Source organism: Silanimonas sp. (assembly GCF_027531545.1).
Lineage (GTDB): Bacteria > Pseudomonadota > Gammaproteobacteria > Xanthomonadales > Xanthomonadaceae > Silanimonas.
Map to the genome: position 1 here is coordinate 111,941 of NZ_JAPZSC010000010.1, position 18,958 is coordinate 130,898.

General features: G+C 71.5%; 16 protein-coding genes. 4 read left to right on the forward strand and 12 right to left on the reverse strand.

Annotation, left to right across the window (positions count from 1 at the left end; all coding sequences use genetic code 11):
- The first annotated feature begins 86 nt into the window (after nucleotides 1–86).
- Together O9280_RS08150 and O9280_RS08155 are read left to right on the forward strand one after the other, a co-directional pair.
- On the forward strand, nucleotides 87–740 hold the full coding sequence (locus O9280_RS08150) for a protein-L-isoaspartate O-methyltransferase (RefSeq protein WP_298341024.1): 654 nt from the start codon (nucleotides 87–89) through the stop codon (nucleotides 738–740).
- Between the two features lie 22 nt (nucleotides 741–762).
- A complete protein-coding gene (locus O9280_RS08155; protein ID WP_298341026.1) occupies nucleotides 763–2,172 on the forward strand; it encodes a TolC family outer membrane protein in 1,410 nt (469 codons plus the stop codon).
- 57 nt (nucleotides 2,173–2,229) lie between these two features.
- Here the strand turns inward: O9280_RS08155 and waaA are convergent, their stop codons facing one another.
- Nucleotides 2,230–3,534 (reverse strand): lipid IV(A) 3-deoxy-D-manno-octulosonic acid transferase, encoded by a 1,305-nt coding sequence (gene waaA, locus O9280_RS08160; RefSeq protein ID WP_298341029.1) that lies wholly within the window; start codon nucleotides 3,532–3,534, stop codon nucleotides 2,230–2,232.
- 38 nt (nucleotides 3,535–3,572) lie between these two features.
- Between waaA and lpxL the strand changes: the two genes are divergently transcribed.
- Entirely contained in the window at nucleotides 3,573–4,511 is a 939-nt protein-coding gene (gene lpxL / locus O9280_RS08165) for an LpxL/LpxP family Kdo(2)-lipid IV(A) lauroyl/palmitoleoyl acyltransferase (RefSeq protein ID WP_298341031.1), read from the forward strand.
- Here the strand turns inward: lpxL and O9280_RS08170 are convergent.
- From O9280_RS08170 to O9280_RS08200, 7 genes are all read right to left on the reverse strand, one after another.
- Nucleotides 4,499–5,395 (reverse strand): lipid A biosynthesis lauroyl acyltransferase, encoded by an 897-nt coding sequence (locus O9280_RS08170; RefSeq protein WP_298341033.1) that lies wholly within the window; start codon nucleotides 5,393–5,395, stop codon nucleotides 4,499–4,501. The genes lpxL and O9280_RS08170 overlap by 13 nt on opposite strands.
- Nucleotides 5,392–6,636: an O-antigen ligase family protein gene (locus tag O9280_RS08175; RefSeq protein WP_298341035.1), complete on the reverse strand. Its 1,245-nt coding sequence runs from the start codon at nucleotides 6,634–6,636 to the stop codon at nucleotides 5,392–5,394. The genes O9280_RS08170 and O9280_RS08175 overlap by 4 nt, the downstream gene beginning before the upstream one ends.
- Nucleotides 6,617–7,717: a glycosyltransferase gene (locus O9280_RS08180; protein ID WP_298341037.1), complete on the reverse strand. Its 1,101-nt coding sequence runs from the start codon at nucleotides 7,715–7,717 to the stop codon at nucleotides 6,617–6,619. Before O9280_RS08180 ends, O9280_RS08175 begins: the two co-directional genes overlap by 20 nt.
- A gap of 16 nt (nucleotides 7,718–7,733) precedes the next feature.
- A complete protein-coding gene (locus O9280_RS08185) occupies nucleotides 7,734–7,937 on the reverse strand; it encodes a zinc-finger domain-containing protein (protein WP_297866011.1) in 204 nt (67 codons plus the stop codon).
- A 62-nt stretch (nucleotides 7,938–7,999) separates the two neighbouring features.
- Complete coding sequence (locus O9280_RS08190; protein ID WP_298341039.1) at nucleotides 8,000–8,683, reverse strand: pirin family protein; 684 nt, start codon at nucleotides 8,681–8,683, stop codon at nucleotides 8,000–8,002.
- A 68-nt stretch (nucleotides 8,684–8,751) separates the two neighbouring features.
- Nucleotides 8,752–9,336, reverse strand: a complete 585-nt coding sequence (locus tag O9280_RS08195) for a YceI family protein (RefSeq protein WP_298341041.1) — start codon at nucleotides 9,334–9,336, stop codon at nucleotides 8,752–8,754.
- A 53-nt stretch (nucleotides 9,337–9,389) separates the two neighbouring features.
- Complete coding sequence (locus tag O9280_RS08200; protein ID WP_298341043.1) at nucleotides 9,390–9,977, reverse strand: malonic semialdehyde reductase; 588 nt, start codon at nucleotides 9,975–9,977, stop codon at nucleotides 9,390–9,392.
- A gap of 150 nt (nucleotides 9,978–10,127) precedes the next feature.
- Between O9280_RS08200 and O9280_RS08205 the strand changes: the two genes are divergently transcribed.
- Nucleotides 10,128–11,159 (forward strand): mitochondrial fission ELM1 family protein, encoded by a 1,032-nt coding sequence (locus O9280_RS08205; protein WP_298341045.1) that lies wholly within the window; start codon nucleotides 10,128–10,130, stop codon nucleotides 11,157–11,159.
- Here O9280_RS08205 and glnE read toward each other — a convergent pair.
- The 4 genes from glnE to O9280_RS08225 form a co-directional block, all read right to left on the reverse strand.
- Nucleotides 11,093–13,885 (reverse strand): bifunctional [glutamate--ammonia ligase]-adenylyl-L-tyrosine phosphorylase/[glutamate--ammonia-ligase] adenylyltransferase, encoded by a 2,793-nt coding sequence (gene glnE / locus O9280_RS08210; RefSeq protein WP_298341047.1) that lies wholly within the window; start codon nucleotides 13,883–13,885, stop codon nucleotides 11,093–11,095. The two genes, O9280_RS08205 and glnE, sit on opposite strands and share 67 nt — an antisense overlap.
- Before the next feature lie 137 nt (nucleotides 13,886–14,022).
- Nucleotides 14,023–15,252 (reverse strand): magnesium transporter, encoded by a 1,230-nt coding sequence (locus tag O9280_RS08215; protein WP_298341049.1) that lies wholly within the window; start codon nucleotides 15,250–15,252, stop codon nucleotides 14,023–14,025.
- A gap of 49 nt (nucleotides 15,253–15,301) precedes the next feature.
- Nucleotides 15,302–17,374, reverse strand: a complete 2,073-nt coding sequence (locus tag O9280_RS08220; protein ID WP_298341051.1) for a S9 family peptidase — start codon at nucleotides 17,372–17,374, stop codon at nucleotides 15,302–15,304.
- A 54-nt stretch (nucleotides 17,375–17,428) separates the two neighbouring features.
- On the reverse strand, nucleotides 17,429–18,952 hold the full coding sequence (locus tag O9280_RS08225) for an AbgT family transporter (RefSeq protein WP_298341053.1): 1,524 nt from the start codon (nucleotides 18,950–18,952) through the stop codon (nucleotides 17,429–17,431).
- Nucleotides 18,953–18,958 lie beyond the last annotated feature (6 nt).

Genomic DNA, 18,958 nt, shown 5'->3' on the forward strand with positions numbered 1-18,958 from the left:
TGGCACGCCCCGCTCCGGCACTGTAGCCGTCGTCAGCGGGGCCACACCCTTACACTATGCGGCCCTGCTCCCAAGGACGTCCCACCATGCCCATCGACTTCAATCAGGCCCGCCACGCGATGGTCGAGCAGCAGGTCCGCCCCTGGGAGGTGCTGGATCGGCGCGTGCTCGACGTGCTCGGCGACGTGAAGCGCGAGGACTTCGTGCCGGCCACGCATCGCAAGCTGGCCTTCGCCGACCTCGCCCTGCCGCTCGGCCACGACGAGTTCATGCTCAAGCCGGTGATTGAAGGCCGCCTGCTGCAGGCGCTGGACGTCGCGCCCACCGACGAAGTTCTGGAGATCGGTGCCGGCAGCGGCTTCCTCACCGCCTGCCTCGCCCGCCTCGCGCGCTCGGTGCAGGCCATCGAACAACACGCCGATTTCGTCGCCGAGGCGCAGCGTCGCCTGCAGGCCCTCGAGGCGGCCAACGTGCGCCTCGAGCAGGGCGACGCCAGCACCTGGGACACCACGCTGCGCTTCGACGCGATCCTCGTGGGCGGCGCCGTCGCCGAGGTGCCCGAGCGTTTCGTGCGCTGGCTGAAGCCGGGTGGCCGCCTCGTCCTCGTGCGCGGCGCCTCGCCGGTGCAGGAGGCGATCTGCCTCCGCAACGACGCCGCCGGCCCGCGCATCGAAAGCCTGTTCGAAACCGATATCCCCTATCTGCGCGGCTTCGCCCCGGAAGCGCGCTTCACCCTCTGAACGTTTGACCGAAGGAAGCCCCATGCGCCTGCGTCCCCTCGCCCTTGCCCTGCTCGCCGCCGGCCTCGCCGTGCCGGCCAGCGCCGCCGACCTGTTGCAGGCCTACGAGTTGGCGCGCAAGAGCGACCCGCAGCTGGCCGCCGCGGAGGCGCGCGCCGCCGCCGCCCAGGCCGGTGTCTCGCAGTCCCGCGCTGCGCTGCTGCCGCAGGTGAACGGGCAGGCCAGCCTCAGCGACAACGTCGGCGACAGCACCTCGATCGGCTCGCAGCCCGACCCGAACCGCCCCGGCGAAGTGATCTTCGGCGAGGCCACGGGTAACTCCGACACCCGCACGCGCACCTACGGGATCAACGTGCGGCAGTCGATCTATGACCGCGCCGACTACACGCGCCTGAAGGCCGCCAGGGCCCAGGCCGCGCAGGCCGAAGCGCAGCGCGTCGCCGCCGAGCAGGCGCTCGGCGTGCGCGTGGCCCGCGCCTACTTCGACGTGCTGACGGCCATCGAATCGCTGGCTTCGGCCCGCGCGCAGGAAGCCGCGGCGAAGCGCCAGCTCGACCAGGCCGAGACGCGCCTCGAGGTCGGCCTCGCGCCGATCACCGACGTGCATGAGGCCCGCGCCAGCTACGACGGCGCCCGCGCCAACGCAATCAGCGCGGCAACGCGCCTCGACGACGCCCGCGAAGCGCTGGCCGAGATCACCGGTGAGCCGACGGGCTCGCTGATGGGCTTGGGCAGCGATTACCAGCCGAAGCTCGACGACACCGAGGGCCTGCAGGCTTGGGTGGACAAGGCGATGGCCGAGAACCCGGCGCTGCAGGCCGCGGCGCTCGCCCTCGACGCCGCCGAAGCCAACGTCTCGACCGCGCGCGCCGGCCACCTGCCGACGCTCGAGCTCTCCGGCGGCGTCAATGATTCGTCCACGTGGGGCTCGCGCAGCAATGGTGCCTTCAGCTTCCCGGCGAACGGTGCGTCCGACGGCCACAACGTGGGCATCACCCTGACCGTGCCGATCTACAGCGGTGGCGCCGTGCATGCCGGCGTGCGCTCGGCCCTCGCCAACCGCGATGCGGTCGCCGAGCAGCTGGAGCAGGAGCGCCGTGGCGTCACCCGCCAGACCCGCAACGCCTACCGCTCGCTCGCGGCCGGTGCCGCCGAAGTCGAAGCCCGCCGCCTGGCGGTGGTTTCGGCCAAGGCCGCGCTGGAAGCCGGCGAAGCCGGTCTCGAAGTGGGCACCCGCACCGTCGTCGACGTGCTGCTGGCGCAGCAGACGCTGTTCGCCGCGCAGACGCAGTTCGCCCAGGCGCGCCACAACTTCCTGGTCAACGAGCTGTCGTTGAAGCAGGCCGCGGGCAACCTGTCACCGGACGATATCGAGGCGGTCAACCGCCTGCTCACCGCCGACGCCGAAGCGACGCTCGACGCGACGAAGTAATCGCGCCGCATCGAAGCAAGGTTCCATGGAGGCGGCCGCAAGGCCGCCTTCGTGCGTTCAGGGGCGCGGAAAGCCCGCCACGTCGTCGATCACCGCCAGCGTGCGCTGCAGGGCGCCGCGCTCACGATCGATTCGCTGCCGGCCCGCGCGACCGCGGGCCCGCGCCTTCTCCGGATGCTCGACCAGCCACTGGACGGCCGCAGCGAGCTGCGCCGCATCGCCGACGATCTCCAGCGCGCCCACGTCCTTCAACAGGGCGGTGATCTCGGCGAAGTTGAAGGTGTGGGGGCCACTCAACACCGGCACGCCCAGCGCCGCGGGTTCGAGCAGGTTGTGGCCGCCGATGTCGCAGAGGCTGCCGCCGACGAAGGCGACATCGCCGGCCGCGAGGAAACCCGGCAGTTCGCCGAGGCTGTCGATCAGGAAGACCGCGCATCGGGCGTCCGGGGCGCGCTCGACGCTGCGCCGGCGCAGGTCGAGCCCGGCGCCGCGCACGCGGTTCGCCACGGCGTCGAAGCGCTCGGGGTGCCGGGGCGCCCACAGCAGCAACGCGTCCGGATGTGCTTCGCGGAGACGCTGGTGGGCGTCGAGCACCGCCGCCTCTTCGTCGGCGTGGGTGCTGGCCGCCACCCAGATGGGGCGCCCACCTCCGGCCTTGCGCCAACCGACCGCTTCGTCGAGCGAGGCCCTCGGCAGGGGCTGGTCGAACTTCAGGTTGCCGGTCACTTCGATCCGCGCACCATCGCCGGCCAGCACGCGGAAGCGCGCGGCGTCGGCCTCCGACTGCGCGGCGACGCGGCGAACGCCGGACAACGCGAGCCGGATCAGCGGGCCCATCCAGCGATAGCCGCGCAGGGAGCGCTCCGACAGGCGCGCGTTGGCGATCACCACCGGCACCTCGGCCCGCGCACAGGCGACGAACAGGTTGGGCCAGAGTTCGGTCTCGATGACGACGGCGAGCGCGGGGCGCACCCGATCGAGGAAGCGACGCACCATGCCGCGCAGGTCGTAGGGCAGGTAGACGTGGTGCACGTCGTCGCCCCACAGCGAGCGCACGCGCGCCGAGCCGGTGGGCGTGATCGTCGTGATGAGCAGCGGGCGGCCGGGATGCCGCTCGCGGAGCGCGTTGATGAGGGGAATCGCCGCGTTCACCTCGCCGACCGAGACCGCGTGCACCCACAGGGCGCCCGGCGGCAGGTCGGGCAGCGCGTCGAGCTGCGCGTAGCGCTCGCTCCAGCGCAGCAGGTACTCGCGCTGGCGCAGACCCCGCCACACGAGGTGGTAGAGCGTGACCGGCACCAGCAGCCACAGCAGGGCGGAATAGAACGCCAGCAGCAGGCGCCGGCCAAGGCTCATGGACATGCGCGGAAGGGTAGCAGGGGCGCGCTTACAATCTGCGCATGAGTGATCCCGCCCCTTCCCCGCCGACACCCCGGACGCTGCGCCTCGGGCATCCGCGCCACTGGGGCCCGTGGCTGGGCGTCGCGCTCGGCTGGTGCGCGGCACGAACCCCGACGTGGTTCCAACGCCGCGTGGGCCGCGCGCTCGGCCCCGTGCTGTGGCGCCTCCTGCCGGCGCGCCGGCGCGTGGTCGAAGCCAATCTCGCCCTGTGTTTCCCCGGCCTCGATGCCGCCGCGCGGGAAGCGCTGGCGCGCGAGAACCTCGCGCAGACCGGCCTCGGCCTGTTCGAATTCCTGCGCGCGTGGTGGGGCCGCGTTTCGGAGGGCTCGCCGCGCTACACCGTCGAAGGCCTCGAGCACCTCGAGGCGCTGCGCGCGCAGGGCCGCGGCGTGCTGCTGGTCTCGGCGCACTTCGTGCACCTCGAACTGTGCGCACGCCTGCTCTGCCGGCACGTGCCGGTAGCGGGCATGTACCGGCCGCACGGCGACGCGGCGATGGAGTGGGCGGTGAAGGCCGGCCGCCTGCGCTACGCCTGCGCGATGTTCGCGCGCGACGAACTGCGCCCGGCGCTGAAGCACCTGAAGGGCGGCGGCATCCTGTGGTTCGCCCCCGACCAGGAAAGCCGCCGCGGCGACAGCGTGTTCGTGCCCTTCTTCGGCCGGCCGGCCTGGAGCCTCACCTCGACGCATCAGCTCGCGCGACTCTCGGGCGCGGCCGTTTGCCCGTTCTTCCACGAGCGCCTCGCCGACGGCAGTTACCGCTTGGAAGTGCAGGCGCCGCTGGCCGATTTCCCGTCGAAGGACGCCACCGTGGACACCGCGCGGGTAATGGCGGCCCTCGAGGCGATGATCCGCCGCGCGCCCTCGCAATACCTGTGGCTGCACCAGCGCTTCAAGACCCAGCCCGAAGGCGACCGCGGCGACGCCTACCGCGCGTAGGGCGAGCCCTCGCCCGGTGGACGCGTCTTGAAGCGGCGATGCACCCACAGGTACTGGTCCGGAGCCTCGCGAACCGCCGCTTCCAGCACCGCCATGTACTGCGCCGCGAAGCCCACCGGATCGTCGAGGTGGGCGTCGAGGCCGGGGTCGGCGATGCGCACGCGGTAGCGGCCGTCGGGGCCACGCACCATCGACAGGAAACGCACGACGGCGCGCCCGGCGCGCGCCAGCTGCGGCGTACCCACGAAGGTGGCGGCCGGCACGCCGAAGAACGGCACGAAGGCGTGGCCCTCGCGGAAATCCTGGTCGGCGGAGTACACCAGCCGCCCGCCGCTGCGCAGATGCCGAGCCATGCCGCGGGCGTCGAACTTCCCCACCGTCGGGCCGAGGCGCCGGATGCGCGCCGCGTCGAGCAGGCGCTCGAGGCAAGGATGGCGGTGGTAGCGCCGCACCACGCCGCCCACCGGAGCGCCCAAGGCTTCGGCGACGAAGCGCGTGGCGAGCTCGGTGTGCATCAGGTGGCCGGTGAGGAGCAGCACGCCCTGCCCCTTCGCGGCCGCGTCGAGCAGCGACTGCAGGCCCTCGACGTCCGCCAAGCCCGCCAATGTGGGCGACGGCGCGAACCACGCCCGCAGCAGTTCGAGCAGGGCCACGGCGAGGGAGCGCTGGTGGTCATGCAAACGCTGTTCGCGTTCGGCGACGGACTCGGCGGCGAAGCACAGCGCGAGGTTCACCCGAGCCACATGCCAGCGCCTGCGGAGCAGCGGGCGCAGCAGCACGCCGAGCGCCGTGCCAAGGGCCAGCGTGGCGCGCTGCGGCAGACGGGCGAGGAGGGCGGCGGCGGCACCGATCGCGCGCCAGCCGAAGCAGCGCGGCGTGCTCATGCCGTGGCGGTGTCGCCCGGCTCGCGACGCATCAGCGCACCGGCGTAGAGCGCGGCGAGCAGCAGGGTGACGCCGCCCCAGAAGGTCGAATAGAACGCGAGGTGCGTGTTCAGCGGGAAGACCGTGACCAGCAGCGCGAGTGCGGGTGCCGACGCGCGCTCGCGCACCGCGGGCGCGGCGAAACGCCAGGCGCGCAGGGCGATCGCCACGGCCGCCAACCACAGCATCAGGCCGACGATGCCGGTTTCCGCCAGCACTTCGAGCACGATCTGATGGGCATGGAAGGCGCCGGCGCGGCCCCATTCCACGAACTGGTCGTCGGGTGCCGCATACGCCTTGTAGGCACGCTGGAAGTTGTCGGTGCCGACGCCGGTGAGCGGGTGGTCGAGGATGATCCGCGCCGTGGTCCGCCACAGCACCAGCCGCCCGGAGAGCGCGAAATCGACGCCCTCCTCCTTCATCTCCAGCGCTTCGAGCGTGCGCTCGACGCGCGGCCCGAGGAAATCGCTGGTGCTGGCGACAACCACGGTCAGCAGGCCGCCGGCCAGCAGGCCGATGCCCGTGCGCTTCCAGCCCCAATGGCGCAGGCCGGTGACGGCGAGCGCGAGCGCGAAGCTGATCCAGGCTGCGCGGGCGCCGGCGAGCAGGATCACCACGCCGAGCGCGCCGGCCACTAGCAGCCACGGCAGCACGCCGCGCTTCGCTGCAGGGAACAGGGCGAAGGGCGAGAGCGTCGCCAGCACGAGACCGAGTTTCAGGTTGTCGGCGCCGAAGATGCCGGAGAGACGGTCCGCCACGGCCGGTCCGCCGACGCTGTAGCCGGTGGCCGCCTGCAGCAGGCCGTCGAGGGTCCACACGGCCACCAGTGCGGCCAGCCCGACACCGACGAGGCGTGCGCCTCGGGCGGTGGAGACCGCCATCGCCGCCAGCCAAAGGAAGGGCAGATAACGCAGGTCCTTCACCGCTTCGATGGCGGTGTTCGCGGGGTCGAGCGCCAGCGGAATCGACAGCACCTGCGGCAGCCAATAGCCGCAGAACAGGATGCTCGTCAGGGCCCAGGCCTCGTGGCTCAGCACGCGCAGTGCCCCGCGGAAGCGCACCGCCCACATCAGGCCGAAGCCGAGCAGCGCGCCGAGCGAGAGCACGGCTTCGGCGACGCCGCGCCACGGCCAGCAGGCGACCTGCAGCAGCACCCACCAGGGTGCCAACCGGGCGAGTCGATCAACCAGCGTGTCGTGCATACGTCTCGAGGGTGGCTTGCTGCATCGCCGCCAGAGTGTAGGGAATGTGGGCCGGCGCGGCCGGTGGGGCCTCGAGCAGGGCCCGCGCCCGACGCAGCAGTGCGGCCGCGTCGCCCAACGGCACGGCGCCGTCCGGCTGCAGCGCCGCGAGCTGCTCGCCCACGCCGCCATGGTCCCAGCCGAGCACGGGCACGCCGACCGACAGGGCCTCGATGACCGTGCGCCCGAAGGCCTCCGGCTTGCGCGAGAGCTGCAGCACGAGATCGCTAGCGGCGTAGGCGCGGACGACCTCGCTGCGCGGCGGCGACAACCTAAGTGCCGATTCGACGCCTCGCGCGGCCGCGAGGTCACGGAGTTCGGCGACGTAGGCCTCGCGCCCCGGCTCGTCGGTGCCGAGCAGCCAAAGGGCCGCCGGCACGCCCTGCGCGCGCAGATCGGCCAGCAAGGCGATGGCGTCGGCATGGCCCTTGAGCCGCGTGCCGCGCCCGGGCATCAGCAGCAGGCGGGTGTCGTCGGGCAGCGCGAGTTCGGCGAGCACGGCCGCGCGCGCGGATGGGTCGGGCCGCGCATGCCGCGGGAATGCCGCGGGATCGACCCCACGCGGGATCACCACGAGGCGCGGCTCGGCCGCGGGCCAGTGATGCCGCACGTAGTCGCGCACCGTGTCCGACACGCAGATCACCGCGTCGCCGCGCGCCATCACCCCGCTGTAGTGCCCTGGCGAATTCAGCCCATGCACCGTGGTGATGAAGCGGGGCCGCGGCGACAGGCCACGCAAGGCCCCCAGGCCCACCCAGGCGGGCAGCCGCGAGCGGGCATGGACGATGTCGGGCTTCAGCGCCTGCAAAAGGCGGCGCAGCGCGAACACCTGGAAAGGCGTGGCCAGCGATTTCGCACCGATCGGCAGGGCGTGGTGCGTGCTGCCGCCGGCTTCCAGCGCCGGCACCAGCCGGCCGCCAGCGGAGACCACGTGCGAGGCATGCCCGGCGGCGACGAGGGCCGCGGCGATCTCGAGGGTGGAGCGTTCAACGCCGCCCGCGTTCAGGGCCGGCAGCAGCTGGACGACGGTGAGGCGGCGCAAGGCCGGGCCCGCGGCGTCAGTCGGCGAGGACGTACTTCGCGCCGCAGTACGGGCAGATCGACGTGCCGCCTTCGTTCTCGATCGGCAGGTAGACGCGCGGATGCGAATTCCACAGCTTCATCTCGGGCGTGGGGCAGGAGAGCGGCAGGTCGGCGCGCTTCACGGAATAGACGCGTTCGGTGTTGGCGGCCTTCTGGGCGGTGGCGTCGGTGCGGAGCATGGGCGCGGGCTCGAACGGCGAAGGCGCGCATTCTAGCCCGGCGCGGACCCGGCCGCCCGCCCTCAGGCCGGAAGCTCGACCACCAGCAGGTCGGCCCCGAACGACGACACCAGCGCGAACCCCGCTTCGTCGGCCACGCCCAACCCGTCGCCCGCGCGGAGGAACTGCCCGCGATACGCCAGTTCACCGCCGATCACCTCGACCCAGCACGCCGAACCGCGCGTGGCCGGCACGGCGAACATCGCGCCGGGGACGATCGATTCGCGCCGCACCGTAGCCCCGGCGCCCCAGGGCAGCAGCGCGTCGCCGGGCGCCGCGATGCGCGATTCGCCCACGGCCGGGGTGGCCACGGCCTGCGCCGGCGCGGCATTGCTGTGCGTGGGCTGCACCCACAGCTGCAGCAGTCGGAGCGTCGCGGCCGGGTCGAGGTTCTGTTCGACGGCATCCACGCCGGCGCCCGCGCCGAGGCGATGCCACTGCCCGGCCGCCACCGGGCCGGAATCCCCGGCCTGCGACTGCACGCGGTAGGTGCCGGCGAGCACGAGGGTGAGCACTTCCATGTTGGCGCGTCGCGCCGCGGGCAGTCGCGTGCCCGGAGCGAGCTCGACGCGATTCAGCACGCGCAGCGCATGGAAGCCGAGCCACTCGCGATCGAAGGCGCTGCCGTGGCTGAAGGCGGCGGTGCCGGCAACACCGGGATCGACGAGGCGACCGCGCTCGGCGGCAGGACGGAAGACGATGGGCATGCGCGGATTGTGCCGCAGAAACGACGACGGGCCCGAAGGCCCGTCGTGCGCGCGGAACCCGCCGGGGCTTACTGCGCCGGCAGCTCGCGGTTGAACTCGGTCTCGATGCGGATCTTCACTTCCGCGCCGACCGCCGGGGCGTACTTGTCGAAGCCCCACTGCGTGCGATCGATCGTGGTGGTGGCCGAGAAGCCGGCAACCTCGATCGTCGGGCGGAAGGGGTGCGGCGCGATCTTGTTGAGCTTGACGTCGAGCACGACCGGGCGGGTCTGGCCGAGCATCGTGAAGTCGCCCGTAACCTTCAGTGCACCGTTGCCGGCGTCTTCGACCTTGGTGCTCTTGAAGGTCATGGTCGGGTGGGCGGTGACGTTGAAGAAATCCGCCGAGCGCAGGTGCTCGTCGAAATCGGCCTGGTCGGTGTCGATGCTGTTGGTGTCGATGGTCACTTCGATCGACGAGTTCGCGAGGTTGGCGCGATCGAGGTTCAGCGTGCCGTCGTACTTGGTGAACTCGCCGAAGGTCTGCGAGAAGCCGAGGTGGTTGATCTCGAAGCCGACGTAGGTGTGGCCGGCGTCGAACTTGAAGGCATCGGCGGCGAAGGCGGGGGCGGCGAAGGCGGCGGCCAGCGCGGCGGCGAACAGGGTCTTCTTCATGGGGTGCTCCGGGTGGGCAAGCCGCGGCGGGCGCCGCGGCGGAAGGGTGGGTCTCAGGCGATGCGCGCGGCGTCGTCGAAGGCCAGGCGCGGCGAACGGGGGAACAGCCCGGCTTCGTCGCCGTAGCCGAGGTTGATCAGGAAGTTCGACTTGATCGTGGTGCCCGCGAAGAAGGCGGCGTCGAGCTTGGCGGCGTCGAAGCCGGACATCGCGCCGGTGTCGAGGCCCAGCGCGCGCGCGGCCATCAGCAGGTAGGCGCCCTGCAGGCTGGCGTTGCGGAAGGCCGTGCTTTCGATCAGCGCGTCGTTGCCGGCGAACCAGCTGCGCGCGTCGGCGTGCGGGAAGAGCTGCGGCAGCTTGTCGTAGAAGGCCATGTCTTGCGCGACGATGACGGTGACCGGCGCCGTCATGGTCTTCTCGACGTTGCCCGGGGCCAGCGCGTCCTTCAGCTTGGCCTTGGCCTCCGGCGACTTCACGAACACGAAGCGGGCCGGCGAGCTGTTGGCGCTGGTCGGCGCCCACTTCACGAGGTCGTAGAGCTGGTGCAGCAGCGCGTCGGGAACGTCCTTGGCCTGCCAGGCGTTGTGCGTGCGGGCGCTGCGGAAGAGCTGGTCGAGGGCGGCGTCGTCGAGGGTGGTCATGGGGAATCCTGGGGTGGGGGCGGTGCGATGGGGTCGCAGTATGGCGGCGCGATGCCGGCGCACGATGCCCGCCACTGCAACAGGTCGTTGTGAACGCCGGAACGACGCGGCGCGCTGCTGCGTCGTCGCACGGCTGGCTACACTCGGCCCATGAGTGCCGCAGCTTCCGCCCCTGTCCTTGTCGTCCACGACGGCACCTCCGGCAACCGCCGGCAGGCGCTGGCCCTGGCCGAGGCCTGGGCCCTGCCCTTCGACGAGCTGGTGCTGCGGCCGCGCGTGCCGTGGCGCTGGGCCGCGCCACGGATCCTGCCGGGCAGCCACGCCGCGTTCGGCGAGGACTTCGCCGCCGTGCTCGAGACGCCTCCCGTCATTGCGGTGGGCTGCGGCCGCCAGGCGGCCCTCGCCACGCGACTGCTGCGGCAGCGCGGCAGCAAGGTCGTGCAGGTCCTCCACCCGCGCCTGCCCACGCCGCATTGGGACGCGGTGGTGCTGCCGGCGCACGACGGCGTTCAGGGCGGCAACGTGCTGACGCTCGACGGCAGCCTGAACCCGATCGACGACGCCTGGCTCGAACAGAAGCGCGCGGCGCATCCGATGCTGGGCGAAGCACCGGGACCGGTCACCGCCCTGCTCGTCGGCGGCCCGACCGACGACAGCGACTGGGACCGCCATGCGCTCGACGGCATCCTCGAACTGCTGCTGCGCTGGCGGCAGCGCGATGGCGGCACGCTGTGGGTCATCGGCTCGCGCCGCACGCCGTCGGCGATGCGCCGGCAGATCAAGCAGGCCCTCGGCGACCGCGCGCAGGTTTGGATGGGCGACGCCGATGGCCCAAACCCCTACGCGGGCGTGATCGCCTGGGCCGACCGGCTGGTGGTCACGCCGGATTCCGCCAATCTCATCAGCGAAGCGGCGGCCACGCGCGCGCCGGTGTGGATCGCCGTGCCGCGCTACAACCGTGGCCGCATCCAACACCTCGTTGCCAAGGCCATCGACAGCGGCCGCGCCCGCTCGCTGGGTCCGGAAGGCACGCCGTGGCCGATCGAGCCCTGGCGCGAGAGCGCCCGCGTCGCCGAGCGACTGCGGCCGTGGGTGATGGAAGCGATCGCCGCGCGTCAGCCGGTGGACGACGACAGCGGCATCGCCGACAAGGCCACCCGAAGCGCCGACGCCGTGCCCTGAGCCGTCGCGTCCGGCACGCGGCGCGGCCGGCGGTCCAGCGTGCATCCGAGCGACAGGCCCACCAGCGCGGCGTGCGCCTCGACGAGCACCTGGGCCGTCGGCGCGTCGATCACGCCCTCCTGCGCGAGCGTCGTCGCCAGCGCCGCGCTGTGCCGCGGCCGTCGCAAGGCCGGGTGCGCGCCGGCATGCCGCAGCACCGCGTGCTGCAGGGCGAACTCGAGGTCGACGAGGCCACCGGCGCCCTGCTTCAAGTCGAAGTGCGCGGCATCGCTGCGGTCGAGTTCGCGACGCATGCGCTCGCGCATGTCGGCGATGTCCTTCGCCAGCGCCTGCGGATCGCGCGGCCGCGCCAGGATCTCGTCGCGAAGCGTGTCGAGCCGGGCGAGCAGCGGGGCGTCGCCGGCCAGCGGGCGCATGCGCACGAGGGCCTGGTGCTCCCAAGTCCAGGCGCGCTCGCGCTGGTAGCCGGCGAAGCTGTCGAAGTTCACGACCAGCAGCCCCTTCGCGCCATCGGGGCGAAGCCGCACGTCCACTTCGTAGAGCCTGCCGGCCGCGGTGGGCGTATCAAGAACCGCGACGAGCTTCTGCGCGATGCGAAGGTAGTAGCGGCCGGCATCCAGCGGGCGCGCGCCGTCGGACACGGCATTGGGGTCGGCGCCGTGCACGAAGACGAGGTCGAGGTCGGAGGCGAAGCCGAGCTCCTCCGCACCGATGCTGCCGTAGCCCAACACCGCGAATCCGCCCTCGGGGACGCGACCATGCGTGCGCTCCACTTCGCGCCTGGCGAGGGCCAGCGCCGCCACGACCACGGCTTCCGCCACCGCGGCAAGGCGGCGCGTCGCCGCCACGGCGTCGATGCGGCCCGCGCGCCACGCCATCCCGATCCGGAACGCGAGGCTGTGCCGCCGCTCGTTCAAGGCGATCAACGCGGCCTCCGCATCGTCGTGCGCGGGCACCAGTCCGGCGATCTCCTGCGCGATGGTCGCTGCGTCGGGCAACGGCCCCGCCGCCCGCACATCCAGCAACTCGTCCAGCAGCAGCGGATGCTCGGTGAGGCGCTCGGCCAGCAGCGCGCTGCCGGCGCAAACCTGGGCGAGGCGTTCGAGGGCCGCGGGCTGCTCGGCCAGCAGGGCGAAATAGCTGCTGCGGCGACCGATGGCGGTGATCAGCGCGATGCCGCGCGCGAGGCTGGCGTCGGGCGCGTCGCTGGCAGCGGCCTGTGCGGCGAGGATCGGGACGATGCGGTCGAACCACCCGGCCGCGCGTGCCGACAGGCTGCGCCGGAGGGCGGAGCCCGAGAGACGACGCAGCGCGTCGTCGGCCGCTTCGGCGTCGGCGAAGCCCGCCTCGGCCAACGTGGCGGCGGCCCCGCCTTCGGGCAGCGCTTGCCAGTACGCGGCCAAGGCGGCAGTGCGGGCATCCGACGACGTGGTGGACCGCGCAGGCGCATCGCGGCCACCGAGTACCGCGGCAAACTCGGCCGCCACCACGTCGCGATGCGCGCGGAGCGCGGCCTCGAGATCCGCCGCATCGGCATGGCCCAAACCGCGCGCCACGCGCAGGCGGTCGAGCGGGTCGGCGGGCAGCGCGTACTCCTGCGCGTCGCGCAGCATCTGCACGCGGTTCTCGACGCGACGCAGGAAACGGTAGGCCTCGGCGAGGCGCTGCGCCGTGGCTTGCGGCAGGTGGCCCGCGGCGGCCAAGGCGGACAGCGCCGGCAGAAGGCCACGGCGGCGCAGGGCCGGTTCGCGGCCGCCGCGAATGAGCTGGATGGCCTGCACGAGGAACTCCACCTCGCGGATGCCGCCGGGGCCGCGCTTGAGGTCGTCGGCCATGTCCTTGCGCGCGACTTCCGCCTCGATCATCGCCTTCATCTCGCGCAGCGAATCCAACGCGGTGAAATCGAGGTAGCGCCGGTAGACGAAGGGCCGCAGTGCCTCGACCAACGCATCGCCAGCCGCGAGATCGCCGGCCACCGGGCGCGCCTTCAGCCACGCATAGCGCTCCCAGTCGCGGCCCTCGCGCTGGAAGTAGGCCTCCATCGCATCGAAGCTCAGCGCGAGCCGGCCACTGTCGCCGAACGGGCGGAGGCGCAGGTCGACGCGATGGGAGAAGCCGTCGACCGTCGGCTCGTTCAACAGCTGTGCCAAGCGCTGGCCCAGACGGACGAAGTAGGGCTCGGCGTCGAGTGACCGCGCACCGTCGCTGCTGCCGCCGCGCGGGTAGGCGTAGACGAGGTCGACGTCGGAACTGAAGTTGAGCTCGCCGCCGCCGAGCTTGCCCAGCGCGAACACCACCAGCCGCTGCGCCCGGCCATCGCTGTCGCGCACCGTGCCGAAACGCGGCGCGAACTCCGCTTCTGCCTGCGCCAATGCGCCCTGCAGGGCTTGCTCGGCGATGCGTGTGCTGCCGACGAGGGTGGCGTCGACGTCGTCCAAACCATCGACGTCGCGGGCGATGAGGACGCTCGACGCGGCGGTCCGCCAACGCCGCAGCGCGGCCATCGCCGCCTCCGGCGCCTCGGGCTCAAGCATCGGAAACGTTGGCATCGCGTGCCGGTCCGCGAGAACGGCGGGCTGGCGCCGCAACACGTCGAGCGCGAACTCGGAGGCGATGGCCAGCGGTCGCAGCGCGATGCGGGTCGAGGCGTCCAGCGGCGTGGCTTCGGCGAGCGCGTCGAGGCGCCGTTCGACGAGGGCATCGAGGGTGGCCTCAAGCGATGTCATGGCGCCTCGCCGGAAAAAAAGAACCCGCAAGGCCAAGGCGCTTGCGGGTTCGTGCTCCCTCCCCCACGTCGGAAGCGCTTCGATCCTGCGATGCCGCCGCGACGGCTTGCACGCTGCACTGCAACATCGCCCGACCTTCAGCCGTAAAGGGCCAGCAGGAGGCTGGCGAGCCCGAGGAAAAAGCCCATGCTGCACACGTCGGTGATGGTCGAAAGGATGATCGCCGAAGCGGTGGCCGGGTCGGCGCCGAGGCGCTTCAGCAGCAGGGGCACGCCCGCGCCGGCGACGCCGGAGAGGGCGCAGCTCGCCGTCATCGCCACCAGCACGGTGAGGGCCAGCACCGGCATGTCGGCGCGCTCCCGGGCGATCACCGCCATCGCTGCCGCCGCGAGCAGGCCGGTGCCGAAGCCGTTCAGCAGGCCCAGCCACGACTCCTTGCCGAGCAGGCGCGGGATGGACGCACCCCGGAGTTCGCCCAGCGTCATGCTGCGCACGACGACGGCCAGCGACTGCGCGCCGAGATTGCCGCTCTGCCCGGCCAGCACCGGGAGGAACATGGCCAGCACGCCGATCTCGTTGATCGTGTCCTGGAACACGCCGACCACGCCGGCCGCCACGAACACCGTCAGCAGGTTCAGCAGCAGCCACGGGTGGCGGAAGCGGAAGCTGCGCGCCCACGGCGTGGCGAGGCGTTCTTCCTTCTCCACGCCCACCATCGCACCGGCCTGCGCCGAGATCTCGAAGGCCTGCTGTTCGAACAGTGCCTGGCCACGCACCTGCCCGACCAGCGTGCCGTCGGCTTCGCAGACCGGATAAACCGGGTAGTGCCGCTGCACGACCTCGCGCATCGCATCGATCAGAGAAGCCGCGGGCGAAAGCACGAAAGGCTGGCGGATCATCACGTCGTCGAGCACCTGCTCGCGTCCGGCGCACAGCAGCTCGCGGAAAGCGACGACGCCCTTCAGGCGCTGCGTGGCATCGACGACGAAAAGGTAGGTGACCATCCGCGTCTTGACGACCTCACGCAGGCGGTCGATGGCCTCACCGACGCGCGTACCGGCAGGAAACACCGCCGGCGGGTCTTCCAGAAGACGGCCGACGCTGCCCTCGGGGTAGCGCTGCGCATCCGCCCAATCGGTGCCGGGCGGCGCCGCCGCCATGATGGGCGCGCGCACGTCGGCCGGCAGGGCTTCGAGGATGCGCGCCGCCCGAGCGGGCGGCATGGCCGCCAGCAGCTGGGCCGCGCGGGCCGGCGGTGCGCGCTTCAGCAGTGCAGCCAGCGACGTGGTGTCGAGGTGCTGCACATCGGGGGCCGCGGCGTTTGCCGCAGCCGCATCCGCCGTGATGTCACTCGCCTTGTCGCCCACGCTGCCCTCCCCGGCCGTCGAAGGCGACAAGGCTAACCGATGCCGCGCGTCAGTCGGCCTTCGGCGCGTTGTGCGCCTCGAACCACTGCTGCACCTGCTGGTACCAGAACACCGAGTTCTGCGGCTTCAGGATCCAGTGGTTCTCGTTCGGGAAGTACACGAAACGGCTCGGCACGCCCTTCATCAGCAGGGTCTGGTAGAGCTCGAGGCCGTGGTTCACCGGCACGCGCAGGTCGGTCTGGCCGTGGATCACCAGGGTCGGCGTGTCGAAGTTCGCGGCGCCGAGGTGCGGGGAATTCCGGCGCAGCACCTCGTCGTTGTCCTTTTCCCAGAAGCCGCCGAAGCGCGGCATCTCGGTCGAGAAGTCGGCCGCGTACTGGGTGTAGAGGTTGTAGACCTTCGCGTGGGCGACGAGGGCGCGGAACGGGTGTTCGCGGCCGAGGATCACGCTGGTGAGGTAGCCGCCGTAGCTGCCGCCGCCGGCGACCATGCGGTCCTGGTCGATCCACGGCTGGGCGGCGAACCACTCGGCCGCCTTGATCACGTCCTGGTAGGGCTTCTCGGCCCACTCGGGGTTGATCGAATCGGTGAAGGCCTGGCCGAAGCCCGAGCTGCCGTGGAAGTTCGGCCACGCAGTGACGTAGCCCCAGCTGCCGAACACCTGCGCGTTCCAGCGGAAGCTCATGCCGTCGGTGATGCCGTTGTGCGGGCCGCCGTGGATCAACATGAAGAACGGGTACTGCTTCGACTTGTCGAAGCCCGGCGGGTAGTTGACCCACATCTGGATGTCGGCGCCGTTGGCGCCCTTGTAGGTCACCGACTCGTAGGTGCCGAAATCGGTGTTGGCCAGCAGCTCGTCGTTGATCGTCGAGAGCTTGGTGGCGCGGCCGCTGCGCGCGTCGATGCGGACGAGCGTGGGCGGTTCGACGAAGGTCTGGCGCAGGCCGACCATCAGGCCGTTCTTCGCCAGTGCGAGGCCATTGAACGAGGCCGGGCCGGTGATCGCGCGCGGCGAACCGGTGAGCGGGAACTCGTAGGCGCGCACGGTGCCGGCGTCGTCGACCGCACCGTAGAGGCGACGGCTGTCGGGCGCCCACAGGTACTCACCGACCGTGCGGTCCCACTCGGCGTACATCTCGCGGGTATCGCCGCTGCGGCGGTCGCGCAGCATCAGGCGGCCCTTGTCGGCGTAGAAGCCCTCGATGCGCTGCTGGATGAAGCTGAGCGTGCGGCCGTCCGGGCTGTACAGCGGCGCGCCGTCGTTGGCCGGGTTGTCCGGCGTCAGGTTCACCGGCTTGGCCGAAACGGCACCCGCGGCGGGGACGGCCACGGTGAACAGGTCGTTGTTGGCGTCTTCGCGGGCGGGGTTCGAATCGGCCACGAAGGCCAGCTCCGTGCCGTCCGGCGAGACCGCGAACAGGCCGTCCGTGCCCTGCACCGCCGCGCGTGGCAGTTCGAGGCCGGTGCCCAGCGTCAGCGCCTGCGGTGCACCACCGCCGACATCGACGGCGAAGACGTGGAACTGGCGTTCATCCATGTAGCGGTCCCACGCGGTGACCGGGCCGCCGTCCCAGACCTGGCCGGTCATCTTGCTGGCGGCTCGCTCGTCGATCCGCTTGCCCTGCTCGGCCAGTGGCAGGTCGGCGAACACGCGCGAAACGAAAGCGAGGCGGCGGCCGTCGGCGAACCACTTCGGGCTTTGCACGCCGGTGGCCAGCGTGGTGAGGCGGCGCGCTTCGCCGCCGTCGACCGGCATCACGTAGAGCTGCGGCGCCTTGTCGTCCTCGCGCTGCGCGGTGAAGGCGATGAAGCGGCCGTCGGGACTGAACGCCGGCGAGCCTTCGTTGCCCACGTGGGTGGTGAAGGCACGCTCGCCGCTGCCGTCGGCGTTCCAGATCCACAGGTCGGTGTAGGCCTTGTCTTCCTTCATCTCAAAGCGGGTGACCGGCGCGACGATGCGCGAGCCATCCGGCGAAACGACCGGGTTGCCGAGGCGCTGGATCTGCCAGCTGCGCTCGACGGTGAAAGGCTGCTTGCCGGACGGCGACGCGGCGGCAGCGGTCTGCGCGGCGATTGGCGCGGTGGCCACCAGCAGCGCCGAGGCGAGGACGGAACGGATCATCGGGACTCCATCAGGGTCAGGGTGGGAACGACGGAAAGGGAACAGCGACGGGGCTCAGAACCCCAGCGGGATCCCGAACAGGAAGAACGCGAGCAGCAGGGCGGTCCAGCTCACGAGGAAGCAGGCCGAGTAGGGCACCATCATGAGCATCATGTCGCCGATGGTGAGGTCGGGGCGATAGCGCCGCATGAAGGCGAGGATGATGCCGGCGTAGGCCATCATCGGCGTCACGATGTTGGTGGACGAATCCGCCACGCGGTAGGCCGCGGCGACCAGGTCCGGCGTCATCTGCGGGTTCACCTGGTAGAGCATGGGCACGAAGATCGGGCCGAGCAGCAGCCACTTCGAAGTCAGGCCACCGACGAACAGGTTGATCAGCGTGGTCGTGAGGATGAAGCCGATCAGCAGCAGCACCGGGTTGTCGGCGAGGCCCAGGCCCAGCAGGCCCTGCGCGCCGAGATAGGTGATGTAGGCGCCCAGGCCGCTGTAGGTCAGCAGGCCGAGGAAGTTGTACGAGAAGAAGGTGAGCACCAGGATGTAACCCGTGGTGTTGGCCTGCTTGGTCATCGCCTCGACGACGTCGGAGAGCGCGCGGAACTTGCCACTCGCGAAGCCGAAGGCCATGCCGACGGCGACGAAGTAGAACGAGATCAACAGGATCACGTTGTTGAGGAAGGGGTGGACCTCGCGGCCGTCCGCACCTGTGAACGAGGCCAGCGGCCCGTAGGCGAATCCGGCGATCACGGCCAACGCCACGGGCGTGGTCCAAGCGGCGGCGCGAAGGCCGCGACGCTCGGACTCGGTCAGCGTGAACTCGCCAAGGTCGAGGTCGGCAGGCTTCGTCCACGGCTGCAGGCTCAGCTTCGGCGCGACGAAGCGCTTCGTCACCCACGCGCCGACGACAGCGAGCAGGAAGGTCGACGCCACCATGAAGAAGTAGTTCATGGTGGCCGCGTTGAGGGGCGTCCCGTCGGCGCTGGCGAAAGGAACGCCTTGGGCCTCGGCGAACGTCTTGGCGTTGAGGCCCACGATCACGTCCGGCGGCGTGGCGGGGATCAGGTTGGCGCTGAAGCCCGCCGACACGCCGGCGAACGCCGCGGCCATGCCGATCAGCGGGTTCTGCCCCAACGCGGCATAGAGCAGGCCGGCCAGCGGGATCAGCACGAGGTAGCCGGCGTCGGTGGCCAGCGAACTCATGATGCCGAGGAAGACCAGCAACAGCGGCATCCAGCGCATGGGCACCTGGCGGCCGGCTTTCTTGATCAACGCGCCGAGCAGGCCGGCGTGTTCGGCCACGCCGATGGCCAGCGTCACGATCAGGATCACGCCCAGCACGCCGTTGCCGAAGCCCAGCCAGTTGGCCAGCAGCGCATTGTCGAAAATCCAGCGGACGTGCTCGGTGGCGAGCATCGGCTTGACGCTCTGTTCCACCGGGCCGTTCGGTCCGAGGGTGGAGAACGTGGTGCCCCCGAGCAGGGCAGCCGCGGCCAGCGCCAGCACGTAGAAGCCGATGAACAGCAGCACCGGGTCGGGGATGGCGCGGGCGATGCGCTCGATGCGGGAGTAGGCAGTGGACACGGTGGG

Coding starts and splice junctions, on each gene's coding strand:
- O9280_RS08150 (WP_298341024.1), top strand. CDS start 87: ATGCCCATCGACTTCAATCAGGCCCGCCACGCGATGGTCGAGCAGCAG.
- O9280_RS08155 (WP_298341026.1), top strand. CDS start 763: ATGCGCCTGCGTCCCCTCGCCCTTGCCCTGCTCGCCGCCGGCCTCGCC.
- waaA (WP_298341029.1), bottom strand. CDS start 3,534: ATGTCCATGAGCCTTGGCCGGCGCCTGCTGCTGGCGTTCTATTCCGCC.
- lpxL (WP_298341031.1), top strand. CDS start 3,573: ATGAGTGATCCCGCCCCTTCCCCGCCGACACCCCGGACGCTGCGCCTC.
- O9280_RS08170 (WP_298341033.1), bottom strand. CDS start 5,395: ATGAGCACGCCGCGCTGCTTCGGCTGGCGCGCGATCGGTGCCGCCGCC.
- O9280_RS08175 (WP_298341035.1), bottom strand. CDS start 6,636: ATGCACGACACGCTGGTTGATCGACTCGCCCGGTTGGCACCCTGGTGG.
- O9280_RS08185 (WP_297866011.1), bottom strand. CDS start 7,937: ATGCTCCGCACCGACGCCACCGCCCAGAAGGCCGCCAACACCGAACGC.
- O9280_RS08190 (WP_298341039.1), bottom strand. CDS start 8,683: ATGCCCATCGTCTTCCGTCCTGCCGCCGAGCGCGGTCGCCTCGTCGAT.
- O9280_RS08195 (WP_298341041.1), bottom strand. CDS start 9,336: ATGAAGAAGACCCTGTTCGCCGCCGCGCTGGCCGCCGCCTTCGCCGCC.
- O9280_RS08200 (WP_298341043.1), bottom strand. CDS start 9,977: ATGACCACCCTCGACGACGCCGCCCTCGACCAGCTCTTCCGCAGCGCC.
- O9280_RS08205 (WP_298341045.1), top strand. CDS start 10,128: ATGAGTGCCGCAGCTTCCGCCCCTGTCCTTGTCGTCCACGACGGCACC.
- glnE (WP_298341047.1), bottom strand. CDS start 13,885: ATGACATCGCTTGAGGCCACCCTCGATGCCCTCGTCGAACGGCGCCTC.
- O9280_RS08220 (WP_298341051.1), bottom strand. CDS start 17,374: ATGATCCGTTCCGTCCTCGCCTCGGCGCTGCTGGTGGCCACCGCGCCA.